17 protein-coding genes are annotated in these 16,360 nt (G+C 69.3%); 15 read left to right on the top strand and 2 right to left on the bottom strand.

Annotated elements, in window-relative coordinates; genetic code table 11:
• Positions 1 to 3: 3 nt before the first annotated feature.
• Entirely contained in the window at positions 4 to 354 is a 351-nt protein-coding gene (flgB, locus tag ASG37_RS08400; protein ID WP_055758174.1) for a flagellar basal body rod protein FlgB, read from the bottom strand.
• Between the two features lie 439 nt (positions 355 to 793).
• On the opposite strand from flgB, the gene ASG37_RS08395 reads away from it, so the two are divergent.
• The 8 genes from ASG37_RS08395 to ASG37_RS08360 all read left to right on the top strand — a co-directional run bounded on the left by ASG37_RS08395 (position 794) and on the right by ASG37_RS08360 (position 7,119).
• The gene (locus ASG37_RS08395; RefSeq protein WP_055758171.1) at positions 794 to 1,444 is read left to right on the top strand and encodes a motility protein A; all 651 of its coding nucleotides are present in this window, start codon (positions 794 to 796) and stop codon (positions 1,442 to 1,444) included.
• Positions 1,441 to 1,983, top strand: a complete 543-nt coding sequence (locus ASG37_RS08390; RefSeq protein ID WP_055758168.1) for an OmpA family protein — start codon at positions 1,441 to 1,443, stop codon at positions 1,981 to 1,983. The genes ASG37_RS08395 and ASG37_RS08390 overlap by 4 nt, the downstream gene beginning before the upstream one ends.
• On the top strand, positions 1,980 to 2,513 hold the full coding sequence (locus ASG37_RS08385) for a flagella basal body P-ring formation protein FlgA (RefSeq protein WP_055758165.1): 534 nt from the start codon (positions 1,980 to 1,982) through the stop codon (positions 2,511 to 2,513). The genes ASG37_RS08390 and ASG37_RS08385 overlap by 4 nt, the downstream gene beginning before the upstream one ends.
• 97 nt (positions 2,514 to 2,610) lie before the next feature.
• On the top strand, positions 2,611 to 2,910 hold the full coding sequence (gene flgM, locus ASG37_RS08380) for a flagellar biosynthesis anti-sigma factor FlgM (RefSeq protein ID WP_082448124.1): 300 nt from the start codon (positions 2,611 to 2,613) through the stop codon (positions 2,908 to 2,910).
• Entirely contained in the window at positions 2,897 to 3,229 is a 333-nt protein-coding gene (locus tag ASG37_RS08375; protein WP_055758158.1) for a hypothetical protein, read from the top strand. Before flgM ends, ASG37_RS08375 begins: the two co-directional genes overlap by 14 nt.
• A 199-nt stretch (positions 3,230 to 3,428) precedes the next feature.
• Positions 3,429 to 4,307, top strand: a complete 879-nt coding sequence (locus ASG37_RS08370; protein WP_055758156.1) for a hypothetical protein — start codon at positions 3,429 to 3,431, stop codon at positions 4,305 to 4,307.
• The gene (gene flhA, locus ASG37_RS08365) at positions 4,307 to 6,394 is read left to right on the top strand and encodes a flagellar biosynthesis protein FlhA (RefSeq protein ID WP_200909729.1); all 2,088 of its coding nucleotides are present in this window, start codon (positions 4,307 to 4,309) and stop codon (positions 6,392 to 6,394) included. The genes ASG37_RS08370 and flhA overlap by 1 nt, the downstream gene beginning before the upstream one ends.
• Positions 6,391 to 7,119, top strand: coding sequence for a sigma-70 family RNA polymerase sigma factor (locus tag ASG37_RS08360; RefSeq protein WP_055758153.1), 729 nt, complete (start codon positions 6,391 to 6,393; stop codon positions 7,117 to 7,119). The genes flhA and ASG37_RS08360 overlap by 4 nt, the downstream gene beginning before the upstream one ends.
• 1,000 nt (positions 7,120 to 8,119) lie before the next feature.
• On the opposite strand, the gene ASG37_RS08355 is transcribed toward ASG37_RS08360, so the two are convergent.
• Positions 8,120 to 9,241, bottom strand: coding sequence for a flagellin (locus tag ASG37_RS08355; protein WP_055758150.1), 1,122 nt, complete (start codon positions 9,239 to 9,241; stop codon positions 8,120 to 8,122).
• 245 nt (positions 9,242 to 9,486) lie between these two features.
• Here ASG37_RS08355 and ASG37_RS08350 point away from each other — a divergent pair, with 245 nt between their 5' ends.
• Genes ASG37_RS08350 through ASG37_RS08320 form a run of 7 tightly spaced genes read left to right on the top strand, consistent with a single transcriptional unit; the run spans position 9,487 to position 16,332 of the window.
• Entirely contained in the window at positions 9,487 to 10,746 is a 1,260-nt protein-coding gene (locus ASG37_RS08350; RefSeq protein WP_055758147.1) for a sigma 54-interacting transcriptional regulator, read from the top strand.
• Positions 10,743 to 11,114 carry a flagellar hook-basal body complex protein FliE gene (gene fliE, locus ASG37_RS08345; protein ID WP_055758144.1) on the top strand — a complete coding sequence of 124 codons (372 nt, stop codon included), beginning with the start codon at positions 10,743 to 10,745 and terminating at the stop codon, positions 11,112 to 11,114. Before ASG37_RS08350 ends, fliE begins: the two co-directional genes overlap by 4 nt.
• A gap of 1 nt (position 11,115) precedes the next feature.
• Positions 11,116 to 12,834, top strand: a complete 1,719-nt coding sequence (gene fliF, locus ASG37_RS08340; protein ID WP_055758140.1) for a flagellar basal-body MS-ring/collar protein FliF — start codon at positions 11,116 to 11,118, stop codon at positions 12,832 to 12,834.
• Positions 12,831 to 13,838, top strand: a complete 1,008-nt coding sequence (fliG, locus tag ASG37_RS08335; RefSeq protein WP_055758138.1) for a flagellar motor switch protein FliG — start codon at positions 12,831 to 12,833, stop codon at positions 13,836 to 13,838. Before fliF ends, fliG begins: the two co-directional genes overlap by 4 nt.
• Before the next feature lie 13 nt (positions 13,839 to 13,851).
• Complete coding sequence (locus tag ASG37_RS08330; protein WP_055758770.1) at positions 13,852 to 14,589, top strand: FliH/SctL family protein; 738 nt, start codon at positions 13,852 to 13,854, stop codon at positions 14,587 to 14,589.
• Positions 14,583 to 15,914 (top strand): FliI/YscN family ATPase, encoded by a 1,332-nt coding sequence (locus ASG37_RS08325; protein WP_055758135.1) that lies wholly within the window; start codon positions 14,583 to 14,585, stop codon positions 15,912 to 15,914. Before ASG37_RS08330 ends, ASG37_RS08325 begins: the two co-directional genes overlap by 7 nt.
• The gene (locus ASG37_RS08320) at positions 15,904 to 16,332 is read left to right on the top strand and encodes a hypothetical protein (RefSeq protein WP_055758132.1); all 429 of its coding nucleotides are present in this window, start codon (positions 15,904 to 15,906) and stop codon (positions 16,330 to 16,332) included. The genes ASG37_RS08325 and ASG37_RS08320 overlap by 11 nt, the downstream gene beginning before the upstream one ends.
• The last annotated feature ends 28 nt before the right edge of the window (positions 16,333 to 16,360 follow it).

The following is a 16,360-nucleotide window of genomic DNA, read 5'->3' as shown; positions in this document are numbered from 1 at the left end:
CGCCTATTCTCCCTTCAGCGCGCGGGTGATCGTCGAGATGCGGCCGTTCAGGAACGAGAGCGTCGTCTGATACGCCACCGCGTTTTCGGCAAAGGCGGTCTGTTCGGTCGCGAGTTCGACGGTATTCCCGTCGAGCGATGCCTGGAGCGGCAGGCGATAGAGCGTGTTGCGCCCGATCGTCGCATCGGCGTCGCCGCCCATCTCGACGCCCGACAGCGCGGCGCGAAAGTCGATGTCCTTCGCCTTGAAGCCGGGGGTGGAGGCATTGGCGATGTTCGACGCCAGCACGCCCATGCGCTGTCCGCGCACTTCGAGCGCGGCACCATGTACCCCGAACAGACTGTTTTCGGCCATCGACCCTTGTTCCCCAACCGGCACGCCCGCTGCGCGTCGGGCATGGATCAGCAAGGGGCGTGCCAGTTTCGGGGTGTGAGCCGGGCGAGTGTTGCAGCGTACCCCCTCGTCATTCCCGCGAAGGCGGGAATCCATAGCCGCTGGGGTCGCGGCAGGAGCGTAAACGTCAGCGCATATGGATTCCCGCCTTCGCGGGAATGACGAAAAGAAGGAGGGCACGGTACGCATCAAAAGCCGTCATTCCGGCGCAGGCCGGAATCCATGGTTACGGGCGGCATCGAAGGAAGCGCATCGGCCCGTATCCATGGATTCCGGCCTTCGCCGGAATGACGGACGTGGTGAGTGCAACGCCGACCCGCGCCCGACCGGCAAGGCGGCATGCCGCCCGGCAATCGCTTGCCGCCCGCAAACTGGCATCGTGCTTGCAAGACCGAACGCGATGCTTGCCGCCCTTGCCCCCTTCGCCGATCCTCTCGCCGCCGCGTTCGTCGTTGGCGGGACGACGCTGGCGATCCTGATCCGCACGCCGGTCGCGGTCGTCGCCCGCGCGCTGCGCGCGGTCGGCGCGATCGGGCGCGCGCCGTTCCTCGCCGAACCGGTGCTGGAGCAAATCGACGCGCTGGGGCGGATCGCCAAGCGGCACGGAGTGATGGCGCTCGACAAGTCGCGGATCGCCGATCCCGATACCGCCGCCGCGATCGCCGCGATCGTCGATGGCGCCGGGCCGGGCCAGGTCGAGGCGCTGGTCCGCCACCGTGTCGCCGCGCGCGCCGAACGCCATCTCGCCGCCGCCGAGATGTGGGGCGCGGTCGCCGAGCTTGCCCCCGCGTTCGGCATGGTCGCGACGCTGGTCGGGCTGGTCAGGATGTTCATGGCGATGACCGACCCGGCGACGATCGGACAGGCGATGGCGATGGCGCTGCTCGCCACCTTATATGGCGCGGTGATCGCCGCGCTGGTCGGCATGCCGGTCGCCGGGCGGCTGCGCGCGCGCGCGCGTGCCGAGGCGTTCGAGCGCAGCCGGCTGGAAACGCCGCTGGTCGCGCTGGCGCGCCGCGAACGGCCGCAGTTTCGCGAGGCGGCGGAATGATGCTCGCCCGTTTCGATACCGCGCCGGGGCGGCCGCTGTGGCTGACGACGCTGGCCGATCTGTCGCTGCTGCTCGTCGGCTTCTTCGTCTTTCTACAGGCGACGCAGGGGACCGATCGCCCGGCGCTGGCCGAGGGTATCCGCGCCGCGTTCGATGCGCCGCCGATGACCGTCGCCGGCCTCGCCCTGCCCGGCTTCGCGGCCGGATCGGCGGTGTTGCCGCCCGATCACGCCCGGCTGGTCGCCGAGGTGCGCGATGCCGCGCGCGATCCGCGGATCGCGGTGACGCTGACCGGATCGAGCGACGGCGACAGCGATCCCGCGACCGGCAGCGCCGCGATCCTCGCCAGCGACCGCGCCCGCGCGCTCGCCGCCGTGCTCGTCGCGCAAGGGGCGGTCCGCCCCGCACAAATCGTCCTTGCCGCCCCGGCCACCGGCGGGCGCGGCGTCCGTATCGATCTGGGCTTTGCCGGCGACCCGGCAAGCGCTTGCCGCCCGGCAGATGCCGGTTGCCGGCCATCCACAGGAGTGACCCGATGATCCGCCCGTTCCTTGGCATCCCGCTGCTCGCGCTGGCGCTGCCCGCGATCGCGCAGGGGTTCCAGCCGACCGCGCAACTCGATGCGGCGGTCGCGCAGTTCACCGGCGTGGGCGTGGGTCAGGAAGGCGGCGCGCAGATGCCGGTCGATCCGCGCCTGAAGCTGGCGCGCTGCGCGATGCCGCAGTTCGGGTGGCTGTCCGATCGCAAGGACGCGGTGGTGGTGAGCTGCATGGCCCCGGCGTGGAAGATCTATGTGCCGGTGCGCCGCGCGGTGCCGGTGGCGCCGAGCGCACCGGCAGCGGCGGTGGTCGCCGCCGCGCCGGTAAAGGCCGAACCGGTGATCCGGCGCGGCGACCCGATCATGGTCGAGGCCGGCGCGCGCGGCTTTTCGATCACCCGCGACGGGGTGGCGATGGGCGACGCGCCCGCCGGGGGACGGTTGATGGTGAAGGTCGATCCCGCCAAACCACCGATTCAGGCGGTTGCGATCGAGGCGGGCCGCGCCGCGCTGCCGGGCTTTGCCGGCTAAATATTGCCCTTCGAAAAAATGCCGGTAATTTTTCCTAAAGGACTTTGCCGATCGGCCGTTACCCTCTGTGTCAGCAGTTCGTACAAGGACGAGGGACATGGTAGACCCGATCGGCAATCGCCCGATAGTAACGACAGGCCCGCGTGGCGTCACGCGGGTGCAAGCCCCGTCGCCGACCGCGCCCGTCGCGAGCGTCGATACCACCGCCCCCGTCGACAAGACGAGCGCGGTCGCGAAGACCGCCGCGTCGCTCGCCCAGTCACCCCCGGTCGATGTCGACCGGGTGGCGATGATCCGCCGCGCGATCGAGGAAGGCCGCTTCCCGATCTCGCCCGCGACCATCGCCGACAATCTCATCGCTCTCAAATTCGATTGGATCAGCCGTGAACCGTCGTGAAGCCCTGATCCGCGTCATCGACAGCCTGCATGCCGAGATCGCGGCATTGCAGGCCAACGACATGACCGCGCTCACCACCGCCACCGCGACCAAGCTGGCCAGCGTCGAGGCGGTGGCCGCCAACGACGACACGCCGATGGACGACGAGCTGCGCATGCTGACCGGCGAGGCGAAGCGGCTGAACGAGACCGCGCGCATCTACGTCAACCTGATGGCCGCCAACGTCCGTCGCCGGATCGAGCAACTGGGCGGCGGGGCGTTGCCGTCCTACCGGCCAACGGCTGCCGCCCGCAGCCCGCGCATGGCGCTGGTGGGGTAGAGTTGCATTACTCCCCTCCCTGACAAGGGAGGGGTCGGGGGTGGGTCGGCCCGCGAGGGAACGTCGGCACCCGCCCCGAGCCTACCCACCCCCAGCCCCTCCCTTGTCAGGGAGGGGAGCGGTTTAATCCCGACAACCGTTGGAACTGGCACGCCCCTTGCTCTGCGTATCCCCGAACAGGGGAAGCAAAGTCGAGCCGATGAGCGTCGTTCCGCTACACAACCGAGCATCCGTCCAGAACGCCATCGCCAGCGCGAGCGCGCGGACCGGCGTGGACTTCCACTATCTGCTGGGGCAGGCGCAGGTCGAAAGCGGCCTGCGCGCCGATGCGCGGGCGGGCACGTCGTCGGCGACCGGCCTGTATCAGTTCGTCGAGCAGAGCTGGCTGGGCGTGGTGAAGGCGCATGGCGCCGAACATGGCCTCGGCTGGGCGGCGGACAGCATCCAGCGCAGCAGCTCGGGGCGCTATTACGTCGCCGATGGCGCGACGCGACAGGCGATCCTGGGGCTTCGCAACGATCCGCAGGCCGCCTCGCTGATGGCCGCCGAACATGCCGCCGACAACAAGGCCGCGCTGGAAGGCACGTTCGGGCGCGAGGTGAGCGGCACCGACCTCTATATGGCGCATTTCCTCGGGCTGGGCGGCGCGCGGCAATTCCTTGCCGCCATGGCAGAAAATCCCGGCCGGTCGGGCGCGGCGATGTTTCCAGCGGCGGCTCGCGCGAACCGTTCGATCTTCTTCGGCGAGGGCGGGCAGCCGCGCTCGCTCACCGACATCTACCAGCGCTTCGCCGCCAAGCTCGATCGCGGAACGGTGGCGGGCGGCGGTTCGGGCAACGCATCGGGGATGATGCAGCGCGCGGTGCAGTTGAACGGCTTCGATGGCGAGGTCGTGCTGGGCAACGAGGCGCAGGGCAATGACGATGCGTGGCTGGCGACGACGCTCGCCAACCTGAACGTCGTACGCGGCAAGCGCAGCACGATGAACGTGCCGCTCTCCGTCGCCTCGCTCTATCGCCCGACGCCCGATTCGGCGCGGCTGGCCTATTCGATCCTCGCCAATCTGGGAGTGTCATGATGCAGGCGGTGCTGAGCAACCCCCGCCTGCTGCTGCCGATGCTGCGCGGATCGGCGCTGCCCGGCGCGATCCTGCTGCTTGTGCTGCTGATGGTCGTGCCGATCCCGGCGTTCATGCTCGACATCTTCTTCGTCATGAACATCATGATCTCGATCGCGGTCCTGATGGTCGCGCTCAACGCACAGAAGCCGCTCGACTTCTCCGCCTTCCCGACGGTGCTGCTGTTCGCCACGCTGTTTCGCCTGGGGCTGAACGTCGCGTCGACCCGCGTGGTGCTGGTCCACGGGCATGAGGGCGAGGCGGCGGCGGGCCATGTGATCGAGGCGTTCGGATCGTTCCTGATCGGTGGCGACTATGTCGTCGGGCTGTTCGTCTTCTCGATCCTCATCATCATCAACATGATCGTCGTGACCAAGGGCGCGGGGCGCGTGTCCGAAGTGTCGGCGCGCTTCACGCTCGACGCGCTGCCCGGCAAGCAGATGGCGATCGACGCCGATCTGAACGCCGGGCTCATCACCCCCGACGAAGCCCGCGCCAAGCGGATCGAGACCGGGGCCGAAGCCGATTTCTACGGCGCGATGGACGGTTCGTCGAAGTTCGTGAAGGGCGACGCGGTTGCCGGCCTGCTGATCCTCGCGATCAATATCGTCGGCGGCCTCATCCTCGGCGTGGTCAGCCACCAGATGGCGGTGGGTCAGGCGGCGCAGACCTATGTGCTGCTGGCGATCGGCGACGCGCTGGTCGCGCAGGTGCCCTCGCTGCTGCTGTCGATCGCCGCCGCCGCGATCGTCACCCGCGTCGCCTCCACCTCCGACCAGGATCTGGCCGGACAGATCGCCACGCAGTTCGCCTCGCACCGCACCTGGGCGCCGGTCGCCGGCATCCTCGGGCTGCTGGCGATGCTGCCGGGGATGCCGTTCCTCGTCCTCGCCCCCGCCGCCGGCATCGCCGGCTATGGCTCGTGGCGATTGAGCCGCGCCAAGGCCGCCCCCCCGCCCCCGCCGCCGGTGCCCGAAGCGGTCGACCTGTCGCGGATCGGCTGGGACGAAGTGGCCGACACCTGCAACATCATGCTCGACGTCGGCTATGGCCTCGTGCCGCTGGTCGACGAGCGCAAGGGCGCGCCGCTGATGGGGCGGATCACCGGGGTGCGCCGGCAATTGTCCAAGGATCTGGGCTTCGTGGTGCCGCAGGTGCGGGTGCGCGACGACATCAATCTTGCCCCCTATACCTATCGCATCATCATCGGCGGGGTCGTGGTGGGCGAGGACGTGGCGTCGGCGACCGAGATGCTGGCGCTCGATACCGGACAGGCGGTCGGCATGCTCGACGGCAAGCTCGCCAAGGACCCGACCTTCGGATTGGACGCGGTGTGGATTCAGCCGGGTGACGCCGATGCGGCGACCGGTGCCGGATACCTCGTCGTCGATCCGAGCACGGTGATCGCCACCCACCTCAATCATATCCTGACGACCAACGCCGCCGACCTGCTGGGACCGGACGAGGCGCAGTCGCTGCTCGACGGGTTGAAGGAGCGCGCCGCCAGCCTCGTCGCCGCGATCTGCCCGCAGCCGCTGACGCTGACCACGCTGACGCAAGTGCTGCGCGCGCTCTTGGCGGAGAACATCCCCCTGAAGGAGTTCCGCCGGATCGCATCGGCGATCGCGGTCGTCGCGCAGCGGACGCAGGATGCCGACGAGATCGTCGAGTTGATCCGGCCGCAACTGGGCGCGCTCATCATCCAGAAGCTGTGCAGCGTGCGCGAGCCGCTGCGGGTGATGACGCTCGACGGGCATCTGGAGGCGCTGCTGGGACAAGCGATGCGCGCCGATCCGTCGCGTCGCCATGCGATCGAGCCCGATCTCGGCCGGCGCATCGTCGACGCGCTGACCCATGCCGCGCAGCCGCTGATGGCCGAGGCCAAGCCGTTCGCGCTGGTCGTCCAGCCCTCGATCCGCCTCGCGATCCGCAAACTCGTCAAGACCTGCCTGCCCGACACCCCGGTGATGAGCTTCTTCGAGGTTCCCGAGGACAAGGCCGTCGAAGTCGTCGCCGTGATCGGCGCACCGGAGGCACTCGCCGCATGACGCAGCTTCAACCCGCGCCCGCGCTCTACACCCGTACCCAGCGGGCGAGCGGCGATACCGATGCGATCGTCCGCCGCCACCTTCCCCTCGTCCGCCGGATCGCGTGGCACGTCCATGGCCATATGAGCAGCATGGTCGACGTCGAGGATCTGGTGCAGATCGGCCTCGTCGCGCTGGTCGAGGCGGTGCCGATGTTCGAGGACCGCGGCCAGGTGACGTTCGAGCAATATCTCTCCACGCGGCTGCGCGGGGCGATGATCGACGAACTGCGCCGGCAAGCGACGATCAGCCGGGGGGCGATGCAGCGCCGGCGGCAGTATCAGAAGGCGGTGACGAGCCTGACCACCGAGCTGGGCCGGGCACCGGTGCCGGGCGAGATCGCGACGCGGCTCGGCGTGCCGCTGGCCAAGCTCCGGCAGGACTATGCCGACATCCAGTCGCTGCATTTCGATTCGATCGACGATGTCTATACCGACGAAGGGCCGTGGTTCATGGACGAAGGCCCCGATGCGTTCGAGGCGCTGGCGGAAGGCGAGTTGCGCACCCGGCTGATCGCGGCGATCAGCGCGCTGCCCGAGCGCGAGGCGCAGGTGGTGCAGCTCTATTACGTCGAGGAACTGAACCTCGAGGAGATCGGGCAGGTGCTGGGCGTCGGCGCGGCGCGGGTGTGCCAGATCAAAAAGAGCGCGCATGATAGGTTGAAGAAGGCGATGCGCGCCGGGTGAGGCGGAGCGCAGCTACGCCGAACCGCCCGAGGCGCGCACGGCCGGCGGCGCTGTAGGCGCCGTCCGACGACACGGGCTTTGCCCGTGGCGGGCCATGGGTCCGATCGACCTTCGAGTGGAACGCCGGCGATCTTGCCTCCCAGTAGGAAGGTTGCGCTCCACAACCGGCCGACCCACCCCCGCCCCCTCCCTTCCAGGGAGGGGAGGAACTGAACCACTGACGGGCAGGAGCCGCGACGTCAGCGTGTATGGATTCCGGCCTTCGCCGGAATGACGATGGTGGGTGGTACGGGCGGTTTGCCCTCAGTCGCCCGGGTCCGATCGATATTCGGCGCTCCGCAGCGCACCACCCGCTACTTCGGATCGAACGTGCTATCCGCTTCGTCACCCCGGACTTGTTCCGGGGTCCACCCGGCCGCACACGCTGCCGCACGAGGCTAGGGCGACACCGATTGCCGGACCGTGGACCCCGGAACAAGTCCGGGGTGACGATACGGGGCGGAATGTCGCGTCCGCCGTGGCATCCAATTCCCCCCAAAGTTGACAAAGTTTACACTAACGACGCGCCGGGCAAGGCGTAGCGCAGCTACGCCGAGCCGCACGAGGCGCGTCCGGCCGGCGGCGCGGAAAGCGCCGTCCGACGACGCGGGCTTTGCCCGTGGCGGGACCTCGAGTCCGTCGGAACCGCTCCCGGTCAGGAACCGCAGCGTCGGCGTATAGGGATTCCGGCCTTCGCCGGAATGACGATGGTGGGGGGTACGGACGGTTCGCCATACGACGCTCGCCGCCCGCGGGCTGCGAGCGAGCAGCACGGATCGCGGTGCGGAGCGGCGGCGGAGCGGCATCCGCCCGGCCTAGTATAAGGCGTACCCTGTAGGACAGCGCACGCGCGAAACCCCCGGGGGCGCATGGGCAACCGGGGGTTCGCGGTTCGCAGCCTTGGTCCGGTCCCGCCGCCTGTCGAGCAGGGGGGAGACGTCGGGACCGGACAGCGTGGGGCTTAGCCGAGCAGCTTGAGCACGCCCTGCTGCGACTGGTTCGCCTGGCTGAGCATCGCGGTCGAGGCCTGGGCGAGAATCTGCGACTTGGCGAGCTGCGTCGTTTCGGTCGAGAAGTCGGCGTCCTCGATGCGGCTGCGCGCGTCGGTGAGGTTCGTCATGTTCTGCGTCAGGTTGTTGACCGCCGAGCTGAGGCGGTTCTGCGTGGCGCCGAGCGACGCGCGCAGGCCGTTCACGTCCTTCAGCGCATTGTCGACGTTGGTCAGCGTGGTCGCCGATGCGGTCGCCGCCGATGCGTCGGCCGACTTCTGCGCGGTCGACACCACGATGTTGGCCGATGCCAGCATCGCCTTGGTGCCTGCCTTCAGCGCTGCGTCGGTCGCCGAGGGATCGCCGTCGACGACCTTCTGCGCGTCGTCGACAGCGGTCTGCTGTGCGGCGGTGTTGGTGCCCTTGGCGGTCGAGATGGCGAGCGATGCCTTGGCATCGTTCAGCGACTGCAGGCTGGCGTCGTAGTTGGTCTGCGCCGAAACCTGCTCGGTCTTGGCGGTCTTGAGCGCCGTGGCGGTCACGGTCGAACCGGCGACGTTCAGGCCGTCGGCGGTCAGCTTCGTGGCGTCGAGCGACTTGATCTTGATGTCGACCGTGTTGTCCGAGGTCGCGCCGACCTGGATCGTCAGCGACTTGCTGTTGGCGTCCTGGCCGGTCTTATCGAACAGCTTCACGCCGTTGAATTCGGTGCGGTCGAGCACGTCGTTGATCTGTGCGGTCAGCGCCGAGACTTCGGTCTGGATCGTGGCGCGGTCGTCGGTGCTGTAGGTGCCCGACTTGGCCTGCACGCCCAGTTCGCGAACGCGCTGCAGCATGTTCGACACTTCGTTCAGCGCGCCGTCGGCGGTCTGCGCGAGCGAGATGCCGTCGTTGGCGTTGCGGACGGCCTGGTTCATGCCGCGGATCTGCGAGGTCATCGACGACGAGATCGCCATGCCGGCGGCGTCGTCCTTGGCCGAGTTGATGCGCTTGCCGGTCGACAGGCGCTCCATGGAACTCTTCAGCGCTTCGTTCGCCTGGGTGTTGGCGTTGGCGGCGCGCAGCGAGCCGATGTTGGTACCGATAACACTCATGGTAATGTTCTCCAGTCTGTCTTCGGCGACCCCGCATCCCCCCTGAAAAGCGTTCGGGAACGAAGCTGCCACAGGGAGTAACGGCGGCCCGGCGGCGGATTTAAGCGAAAAAATGCGGGCTTTTCCGGCGGCTCGCGCGCGCGCGAGTACGTACGCGGAGTACAGAGCCGAATCGGGAGTCATTTTACCGGGTGTTAACCAGACTCGCGGCAAAGGATTGTCATCCAGTGGGGAACCATTCGCCGATGCGCTCGATCTATCCATCCGCCGCCGTGCTCGCTTCCAAGTTCACGCTCGTCTCGTCGCTGCGTGCGCAGGGCTTCGCGCTGGCGAATGCCGGGCAGAAACCGGGACCGGGCGATGTGTTCGTGGTGATGGACGGCGAGGTGCCGCCGATCGCGGCGCGCACGCTGATCCTCGCCGATGGCCCCTGCCGCGCGGTGCCGTTCGCCGACGGGCGTCCGGCGCGGCTCACCTACACCAACGGCGATGCCGAGCTGGCGCATGCCTTTGCCGCCGCCCTGCTGCGCGGCCGGCACGAGGCGGTGGCGGCGGACCCGGAAAGCCTCGCGCTCTATGCGCTCGCCCGCCGGGTGGCGACCGCCGACATCACCGTGCTGGTGAACGGCCCGACCGGCACCGGCAAGGAAGTGCTGGCGCGCACGATCCATGCCGAGAGCAACCGGTCGGACGGCCCGTTCATCGCGATCAATTGCGCCGCCCTGCCCGAATCGATGCTGGAGGCGATGCTGTTCGGCCATGTGAAGGGCGCGTTCACCGGGGCGGCGGCGGCGGGCGAAGGCTTCTTCCGCGCGGCGAACGGCGGCACGCTGCTGCTCGACGAGATCGCCGAGCTGCCCCTCTCCCTCCAGGCCAAGCTGCTGCGGGTGTTGCAGGAGCGCGAAGTGGTGCCGATCGGCGCGACGCAGGCCGAGGCGATCGACGTGCGCGTCGTCGCCTGCGCCAACCGCGACCTGCAGGAAGAGGTGGCGGCCGGGCGGTTCCGCGCCGATCTCTATTACCGGCTGAGCGTCTTTCCGCTCACCACCCGCCCGCTGAGCGAGCGGCCCGACGATGTGGCGGCACTGGCCGCCGCGATGATCGCGCGCCATGCCGGGCACCGGGGCGAGCTGCCATGGGTCAGCGACGACGCGCTCGCCGCGCTGGTCCGCCACGACTGGCCGGGCAATGCCCGCGAGCTGGAGAATGTGATCCAGCGCGCGCTGCTGCTGGGCGTGGGCGAGGCGATCGAGGCGCGCGACATCATCTTCGACCGGCCCGCCGGATCGGCGCGCGGCGCGATCGAGACGAAGGCGGGGACGCTGGGCAACATCGTGCAGATCCACGAATTCGCCGCGATCCGCCGGACGCTGGAGGAATGCGGCGGCAGCCGGATCGAAACGGCAAAGCGGCTGGGCATTTCCGAGCGCACGCTGCGCTACCGGCTGGCGAAGGCGCGCGAGGCCGGTGAGCCGATCGCCCGTGCGATGGCGGTGTCGGCATGAGCGGGATCGGCGGTGTCGGCGGTGCGATGAGCATCGACCGGGTGATGCAGCTTCGCGCGCAGATCCTCGAACGCAACCAGGCGCTGTCGCGCGCCAATGCCAGCATCGCGCCGCAGCCGATGCCGGCGGTGGCCGAACCGGTCCGCCCGGCGAGCTTCACCGATACCTTCACGCAGGCGCTGAAGGGGGTGAACACCCAGCAGAACCGTGCGAGCGAATTGTCGGCGATGTACGAGCGCGGCGAGACGGTCGACATCGCCAAGGTGATGATGGCGCGCCAGCAGGCATCGGTCGGCTTCGAGGCGACGCTGCAGGTCAGGAACAAACTCTTGTCCGCCTACAAGGACATCATGAGCATGCCGGTCTGATATGGAAAACGCGATCACTCCCGCCGCAGGTGGCGGTACCCCCGCCGCGCCCGGCCGCTTCGCCAATCCGGTGGGGCAGTTGGGCGGCCTGCTGAAACAGCCGGCGGTCAAGCGCAGCCTGCCGATGATCTTCATGATCGGCCTGATCCTGTCGGCGGCGATCGCGTGGATGGCGCTGGCCACCCCGCCGCAGCGGGTGCTGTTCCCGCAACTGCCCGACAGCGACAAGCAGGCGGTGGTCGATGCGCTGAGCGCGGCGAACATCGAGAACCATGTCGACGATTCGGGCGGCGTGACCGTGGCCGAGGACGATTACCACCGCGCGCGCATCCTGCTCGCCGGACAGGATCTGCCGAAGGCCGCGCCGGGCGGCTATGCGATCCTCGACCAGTTGCCGATGGGGGTGAGCCGCGCGGTCGAGGGCGAGCGGTTGCGGCAGGCGCGCGAAACCGAACTGGCCAAGTCGATCGGCGAGATCGATTCGGTGTCCGACGCCCGCGTCCATCTGGCCATGCCCGAATCGAGCGTATTCGTACGCGACAATGCCCAGCCGTCCGCCTCGGTCATCGTCCGGCTGGAGCCGGGACGCAGCCTCACCCAGTCGCAGGTGCGCTCGATCGTGAACCTCGTCGCCTCCTCGGTGCCGGGGATGAAGGCGGATCAGGTGACGATCATCGACCAGATGGGCGCGCTCCTCTCCAAGCCCGGCGATGGCAGCGGCAATGATTCGCTGACCGATGCGCGGATCGATTACCAACGCCGCGTCGAGGACAAGTATCGCGCGCAGCTGACGACGCTGCTCACCCCGCTGCTGGGTGCGAACAATTTCTCGGCCGAGATCCAGGCCGACGTCGATCTGGACGAGAGCCAGGCGACGCGCGAAAGCTATGACAAGCAGGGCACGGTCCGCGCCGAACAGGGCAACTGGCAGGGCAACAGCCCGGAAGCGGCGACGCCCGGCGGCATTCCCGGTGCGCTGAGCAACACGCCGCCCGCCGCTTCGACGCTCAGCGCGGCGACGCCGGGTCCGGCGGGGGCCACGGTCCAGCCGGGCACCGCGCCGGGCGCGACCGCCCCGGTCAAGACCGCCGAGAATTTCAGCCGCGCCTATGACACCGGCAAGGAAGTGTCGGTGACGCGCGCCGCGCCGGGCGGCATCCGCCGCCTGTCGGTCGCAGTGCTGCTGCGCGAGGCGGAGGGCGGCAAGCCGCGTTCGGCGGCCGAGGTGCAGCAGATCAACGATCTGGTGAAGGCGGCGGTCGGCTATAACGCGCAGCGCCAGGACACCGTCACCGTCATTAGCCGCAAATTCTCCCCCGACGTCGTCGAGATGGCGGCGCGGCCGTGGTACGACGCGGGATGGGTGCCGATGGCGGCGCGCAACGGCACCGCGCTGCTGATCGCGCTGCTGGTCCTGTTCCTCGGCGTGCGGCCGATGGCCAAGGCGCTGCTCAAGAAGCGCGAGGCGCCCGCCGACGCGGGGATGCCGATGGGCGGCGCGCTGCCCGCGCCCGATGCCGTGACGCTCGATGAGAATGGCGAGCCGCTGGCCGGGGCCGCCCCCGGCGCGCCGCCGCGCGAGGCGGTGAGCATCGAGATGCTGGAGAGCGCGCGCAGCTACGACGACCGCGTCGGGCTGGTGCGCGGCTTCACCCGCGACAATCCCGCCCGTGCCGCGCTGGCGGTGCGGGACATGATCCAGTCGGATGCCAAGCAATGAACGCGCCCACCCGAATCTATTCCGGCGTCGAACGTGCCGCCGTCCTGATGATGCTGGTCGGCGAGGAGGAAGCCGCCGCGATCCTCCAGAAGCTGGAACCCGAGGAGGTCCGCCAGCTCGGCAAGGCGATGTTCGCGGTGGCCGACGTCAGCGAACATGAAGTGACGCTGGTGCTCGACGATTTCGTCGACCGCGCGCGCGAGCGGACGGCAGTGGGCTTCGACCCGCGCCCGCATATCGAGACGGTGATGACCCGCGCGCTGGGGCCGGACAAGGCCGAGAGCGTGCTGGCGCGGATCATCCCGGCCGAAGCGGCGTGCGCGATCGACCTGCTCGACTGGCTGGATGCGGGCGAGATCGCGGGGCTCATCAAGGACGAGCATCCGCAGATCGTCGCCGTGCTGCTCGCCAACCTCGACTCCGGCATCGCCGCGCAGGTGCTGGAGAGCATGCCCGAGGCGATCCAGCCGCAGATCCTGCACCGGATCGCGCGGCTGGGGCCGATCACGCCCGAGGCGATCGAGACGCTGAAATCGATGCTGTCGCGGCGGATGGGCGCGCGCCAGTCGTCGGCCGGGCTGCAACTGGGCGGGACCAAGGACGCCGCGCGCATCCTGTCGTCGGGCCGCAAGGCAACCGAGACGCGGGTGATGCCCAAGATCGCCAAGATCGACCGCGACGTGGCCAAGGCGATCGAGGAAGCGCTGTTCGTCTTCGACAACCTGCTGGAGATGGACAACAAGAACCTCGGCGTGCTGATCCGCAACGTTGACAGCGACATGCTGGTGCGTGCGCTCAAGGGCGTCGACGAGAGCATCCGCGAACGCTTCCTCGGCTGCATGTCGGCGCGCGCCGCCGACGGCATCCGCGACGAGATGGAAGCGCGCGGCCCGATGAAGCTGTCCGAGGTGCTCGACGCGCAGAAGGGCGTCATCACCGTCGCCCGGCAACTGGCGAAGGACGGCACGATCATGATGGGCGGAGGCGAGGACGATTATGTTTGAGGGTGCCGTGCCGATGTCCCCCGCCCCCAGCGCCGATTTCGTCGCAGGGTTCGCCAGCCGCCATGTCGCCGCCGCCGACATCCTCGCGCGCGCGTTCGGCGCGCCCGGCCCGTTCGCGGCGACCGGCGTGGTGCCGGCCCCGCCGCGCGGCTTTGCCGGTGCGGCCCCCGAGCCGACCCCAAAGCATTTCCACCCGGCCGATCCCGATAGCAAGGCGACCGAGGGCTGGGACCCGTTCGACACGGTGGTCGAGGTGCCCGTCGTCAACGTGGTCGCCGAGGCGCATGCGGCGGGGTTCGCCGAGGGACAGGCGGCGGGCGATGCCGCCGCCCGCATCGACATGGCGCGCGATCAGGCGCTGCTGGTCCATCTGGCCGACGCGCTGGGCAAGGCGACGCATATCGACCGCGACGCGATGGCCGAACGGCTGCGACTGACGGTCATGACGCTGGTGCGCCAGATCGTCGGTGAGATCGGCGTGTCGGCCAATCACCTAGGCGACCGGATCGACGCCGCCGCCGACCTGCTGGCGGACGGGGCGGAGTCGGCGATCCTGCGGATGCACGCCGCCGATATACCGCTGGTCGAGGGCAAGCTGCCCAAGGCAGTGTTCCCGGTCGCCGACCCGGGCGTCGAGCGCGGCGGGTTCATCCTCGAATCGGCGTCGACCGTGGTCGAGGACGGACCGTCGCTGTGGCTCGACCAGTTGGGCGTGGCGATCGACCGCGTGCCGGTGCCGGCTTCATGCTGAATCATTTCGCCGAGGATTATCTGGGGGCGCTCGCCCCGACCGGCTATCGCCCGCAGGCGCGGGTCGCCGGGCGGCTGGCGTCGTATGACGGATTGCTGATGGAGGCGGTCGGGCTGTCGCTGCCGGTCGGCACCGTGTGTCAGGTCGCGACCGGCGACGGCGGCCATATCGAGGCGGAGGCGATCGGTTTCCGCAACGGGCGCACGCTGATGATGAATCTGGGCGGCCCCGCGCCGCTCCTGCCCGGCGCACTGGTGCGGCCGGGCGGCGCGCCGGGCGAGGCGGAGATCGGCGACGCGCTGCTCGGCCGCGTGGTCGATGGCGCGGGCAAGCCGATCGACGGCAAGGGACCGATCCGGGGGGCGGGCCGCTGGCCGCTGGGCGGCAAGCTGCAATCGCCGCTCGACCGGGGGCGCGTGCTTGAACCAATGGATGTCGGCGTCCGCGCGATCAACGGGCTGCTGACGATCGGTCAGGGGCAGCGTGTCGGCATCATGGCCGGATCGGGCGTCGGCAAATCGGTGCTGCTCGGCATGATGGTGCGCGCGGCAAAGGCCGATGTCGTCGTCGTCGGGCTGATTGGCGAGCGCAGCCGCGAAGTGTCAGACTTCCTCGAAACCAAGTTGAAGGGCGATGCGCGCCAGCGATCGGTGGTGGTGGCGGTGCCCGCCAACCATTCGCCGGTGCTGCGCATCCGCGGCGCGCTGCGCGCGACCGCGATCGCCGAAGGATTTCGCGAGCAGGGCAAGAAGGTGCTGCTCATCATCGATTCGCTGACCCGCGTGGCGCATGCCGGCCGCGAGATCGGCCTCGCGCTCGGCGAACCGGCTTCCGCACGAGGGTATCCGCCTTCGGCTATCGCGATGCTGCCGGGGCTGATCGAGCGCGCGGGAACGTGCGTGCGCAGCGGTGGATCGATTACCGCCATCTATACCGTGCTGGCCGATGGCGACGACAACAGCGATCCGGTGGTCGATTCGGCGCGATCGATCCTCGACGGGCATATCGTGCTCAGCCGGCAGATGGCCGAGCGCGGCGTCTATCCGGCGATCGACCTCGGCCCCTCGGTCAGCCGGGTGATGACCGACATCGCCGACAAGCCGCATCTGGCCGCCGCGCGGGTGCTGCGGCGGCATCTGGCGACGTTCGAGGAGAACCGCGATCTGGTGCTGATGGGGGCGTATCGCACCGGCACCGACGCGGCGATCGACCATGCCATCGCGGCGCAGCCGGCGGTGATGGAATATATCCGCCAGGACGCCGACGAGATCGTGTCGCTCCCCGATGCGGTCGCCGAGCTGACCGGCGTGTTCGGTGACGGATAAGGCCAAAAGACTGGCGCGCGTGCTGCGCGTCCGCACGCTGCAACTGGGGCTGACCCAGGCCGACGAGGCACGCGCCGCCGCGCGCGTGGCGGACGAGGCGGCGATGCGCGACCGTATCCTCAGTCTGGCGCAGGCGATCGCGCCGGTGACGACCCCGGTGGCCAGCGCGTCGAGCCTCGGTGCGGCGGCGCATTATCGCGAACGGCTGCATGTGTCGGCGCAACTGGCCGAACGGCGCGTGGCGCAGGCCGACGTCGGGCTGGAACAGGCGCGCTCCGCCACCCTCGAAGCACGGCGCGACCAGAGCGCGGTCGAAAAGCTGATCGCGCGTGCCGATGCGGCAAGCGCGCTCAAGGAAATGCGCGCGCTGGAAAATGCGCCGCCGGTGCGCAAGCCAAACCGGCACGATCCTTGCTGATGGGTCCGTCGAACTCTCGACGGACCAG

The sequence above is a fragment of the Sphingomonas sp. Leaf407 genome (assembly GCF_001425385.1).
GTDB lineage: Bacteria > Pseudomonadota > Alphaproteobacteria > Sphingomonadales > Sphingomonadaceae > Sphingomonas.
The sequence above is the reverse complement of the archived record's forward strand: the minus strand, read 5'-3'. Positions and strand labels throughout refer to the sequence as shown.

Excerpts from the sequence above, each read along its gene's own strand:
- flgB (WP_055758174.1), bottom strand. The coding sequence starts at position 354 with ATGGCCGAAAACAGTCTGTTCGGGGTACATGGTGCCGCGCTCGAAGTG.
- ASG37_RS08395 (WP_055758171.1), top strand. The coding sequence starts at position 794 with ATGCTTGCCGCCCTTGCCCCCTTCGCCGATCCTCTCGCCGCCGCGTTC.
- ASG37_RS08390 (WP_055758168.1), top strand. The coding sequence starts at position 1,441 with ATGATGCTCGCCCGTTTCGATACCGCGCCGGGGCGGCCGCTGTGGCTG.
- ASG37_RS08385 (WP_055758165.1), top strand. The coding sequence starts at position 1,980 with ATGATCCGCCCGTTCCTTGGCATCCCGCTGCTCGCGCTGGCGCTGCCC.
- flgM (WP_082448124.1), top strand. The coding sequence starts at position 2,611 with ATGGTAGACCCGATCGGCAATCGCCCGATAGTAACGACAGGCCCGCGT.
- ASG37_RS08370 (WP_055758156.1), top strand. The coding sequence starts at position 3,429 with ATGAGCGTCGTTCCGCTACACAACCGAGCATCCGTCCAGAACGCCATC.
- flhA (WP_200909729.1), top strand. The coding sequence starts at position 4,307 with ATGCAGGCGGTGCTGAGCAACCCCCGCCTGCTGCTGCCGATGCTGCGC.
- ASG37_RS08360 (WP_055758153.1), top strand. The coding sequence starts at position 6,391 with ATGACGCAGCTTCAACCCGCGCCCGCGCTCTACACCCGTACCCAGCGG.
- ASG37_RS08355 (WP_055758150.1), bottom strand. The coding sequence starts at position 9,241 with ATGAGTGTTATCGGTACCAACATCGGCTCGCTGCGCGCCGCCAACGCC.
- ASG37_RS08350 (WP_055758147.1), top strand. The coding sequence starts at position 9,487 with ATGCGCTCGATCTATCCATCCGCCGCCGTGCTCGCTTCCAAGTTCACG.
- fliE (WP_055758144.1), top strand. The coding sequence starts at position 10,743 with ATGAGCGGGATCGGCGGTGTCGGCGGTGCGATGAGCATCGACCGGGTG.
- fliF (WP_055758140.1), top strand. The coding sequence starts at position 11,116 with ATGGAAAACGCGATCACTCCCGCCGCAGGTGGCGGTACCCCCGCCGCG.
- fliG (WP_055758138.1), top strand. The coding sequence starts at position 12,831 with ATGAACGCGCCCACCCGAATCTATTCCGGCGTCGAACGTGCCGCCGTC.
- ASG37_RS08330 (WP_055758770.1), top strand. The coding sequence starts at position 13,852 with ATGTCCCCCGCCCCCAGCGCCGATTTCGTCGCAGGGTTCGCCAGCCGC.
- ASG37_RS08325 (WP_055758135.1), top strand. The coding sequence starts at position 14,583 with ATGCTGAATCATTTCGCCGAGGATTATCTGGGGGCGCTCGCCCCGACC.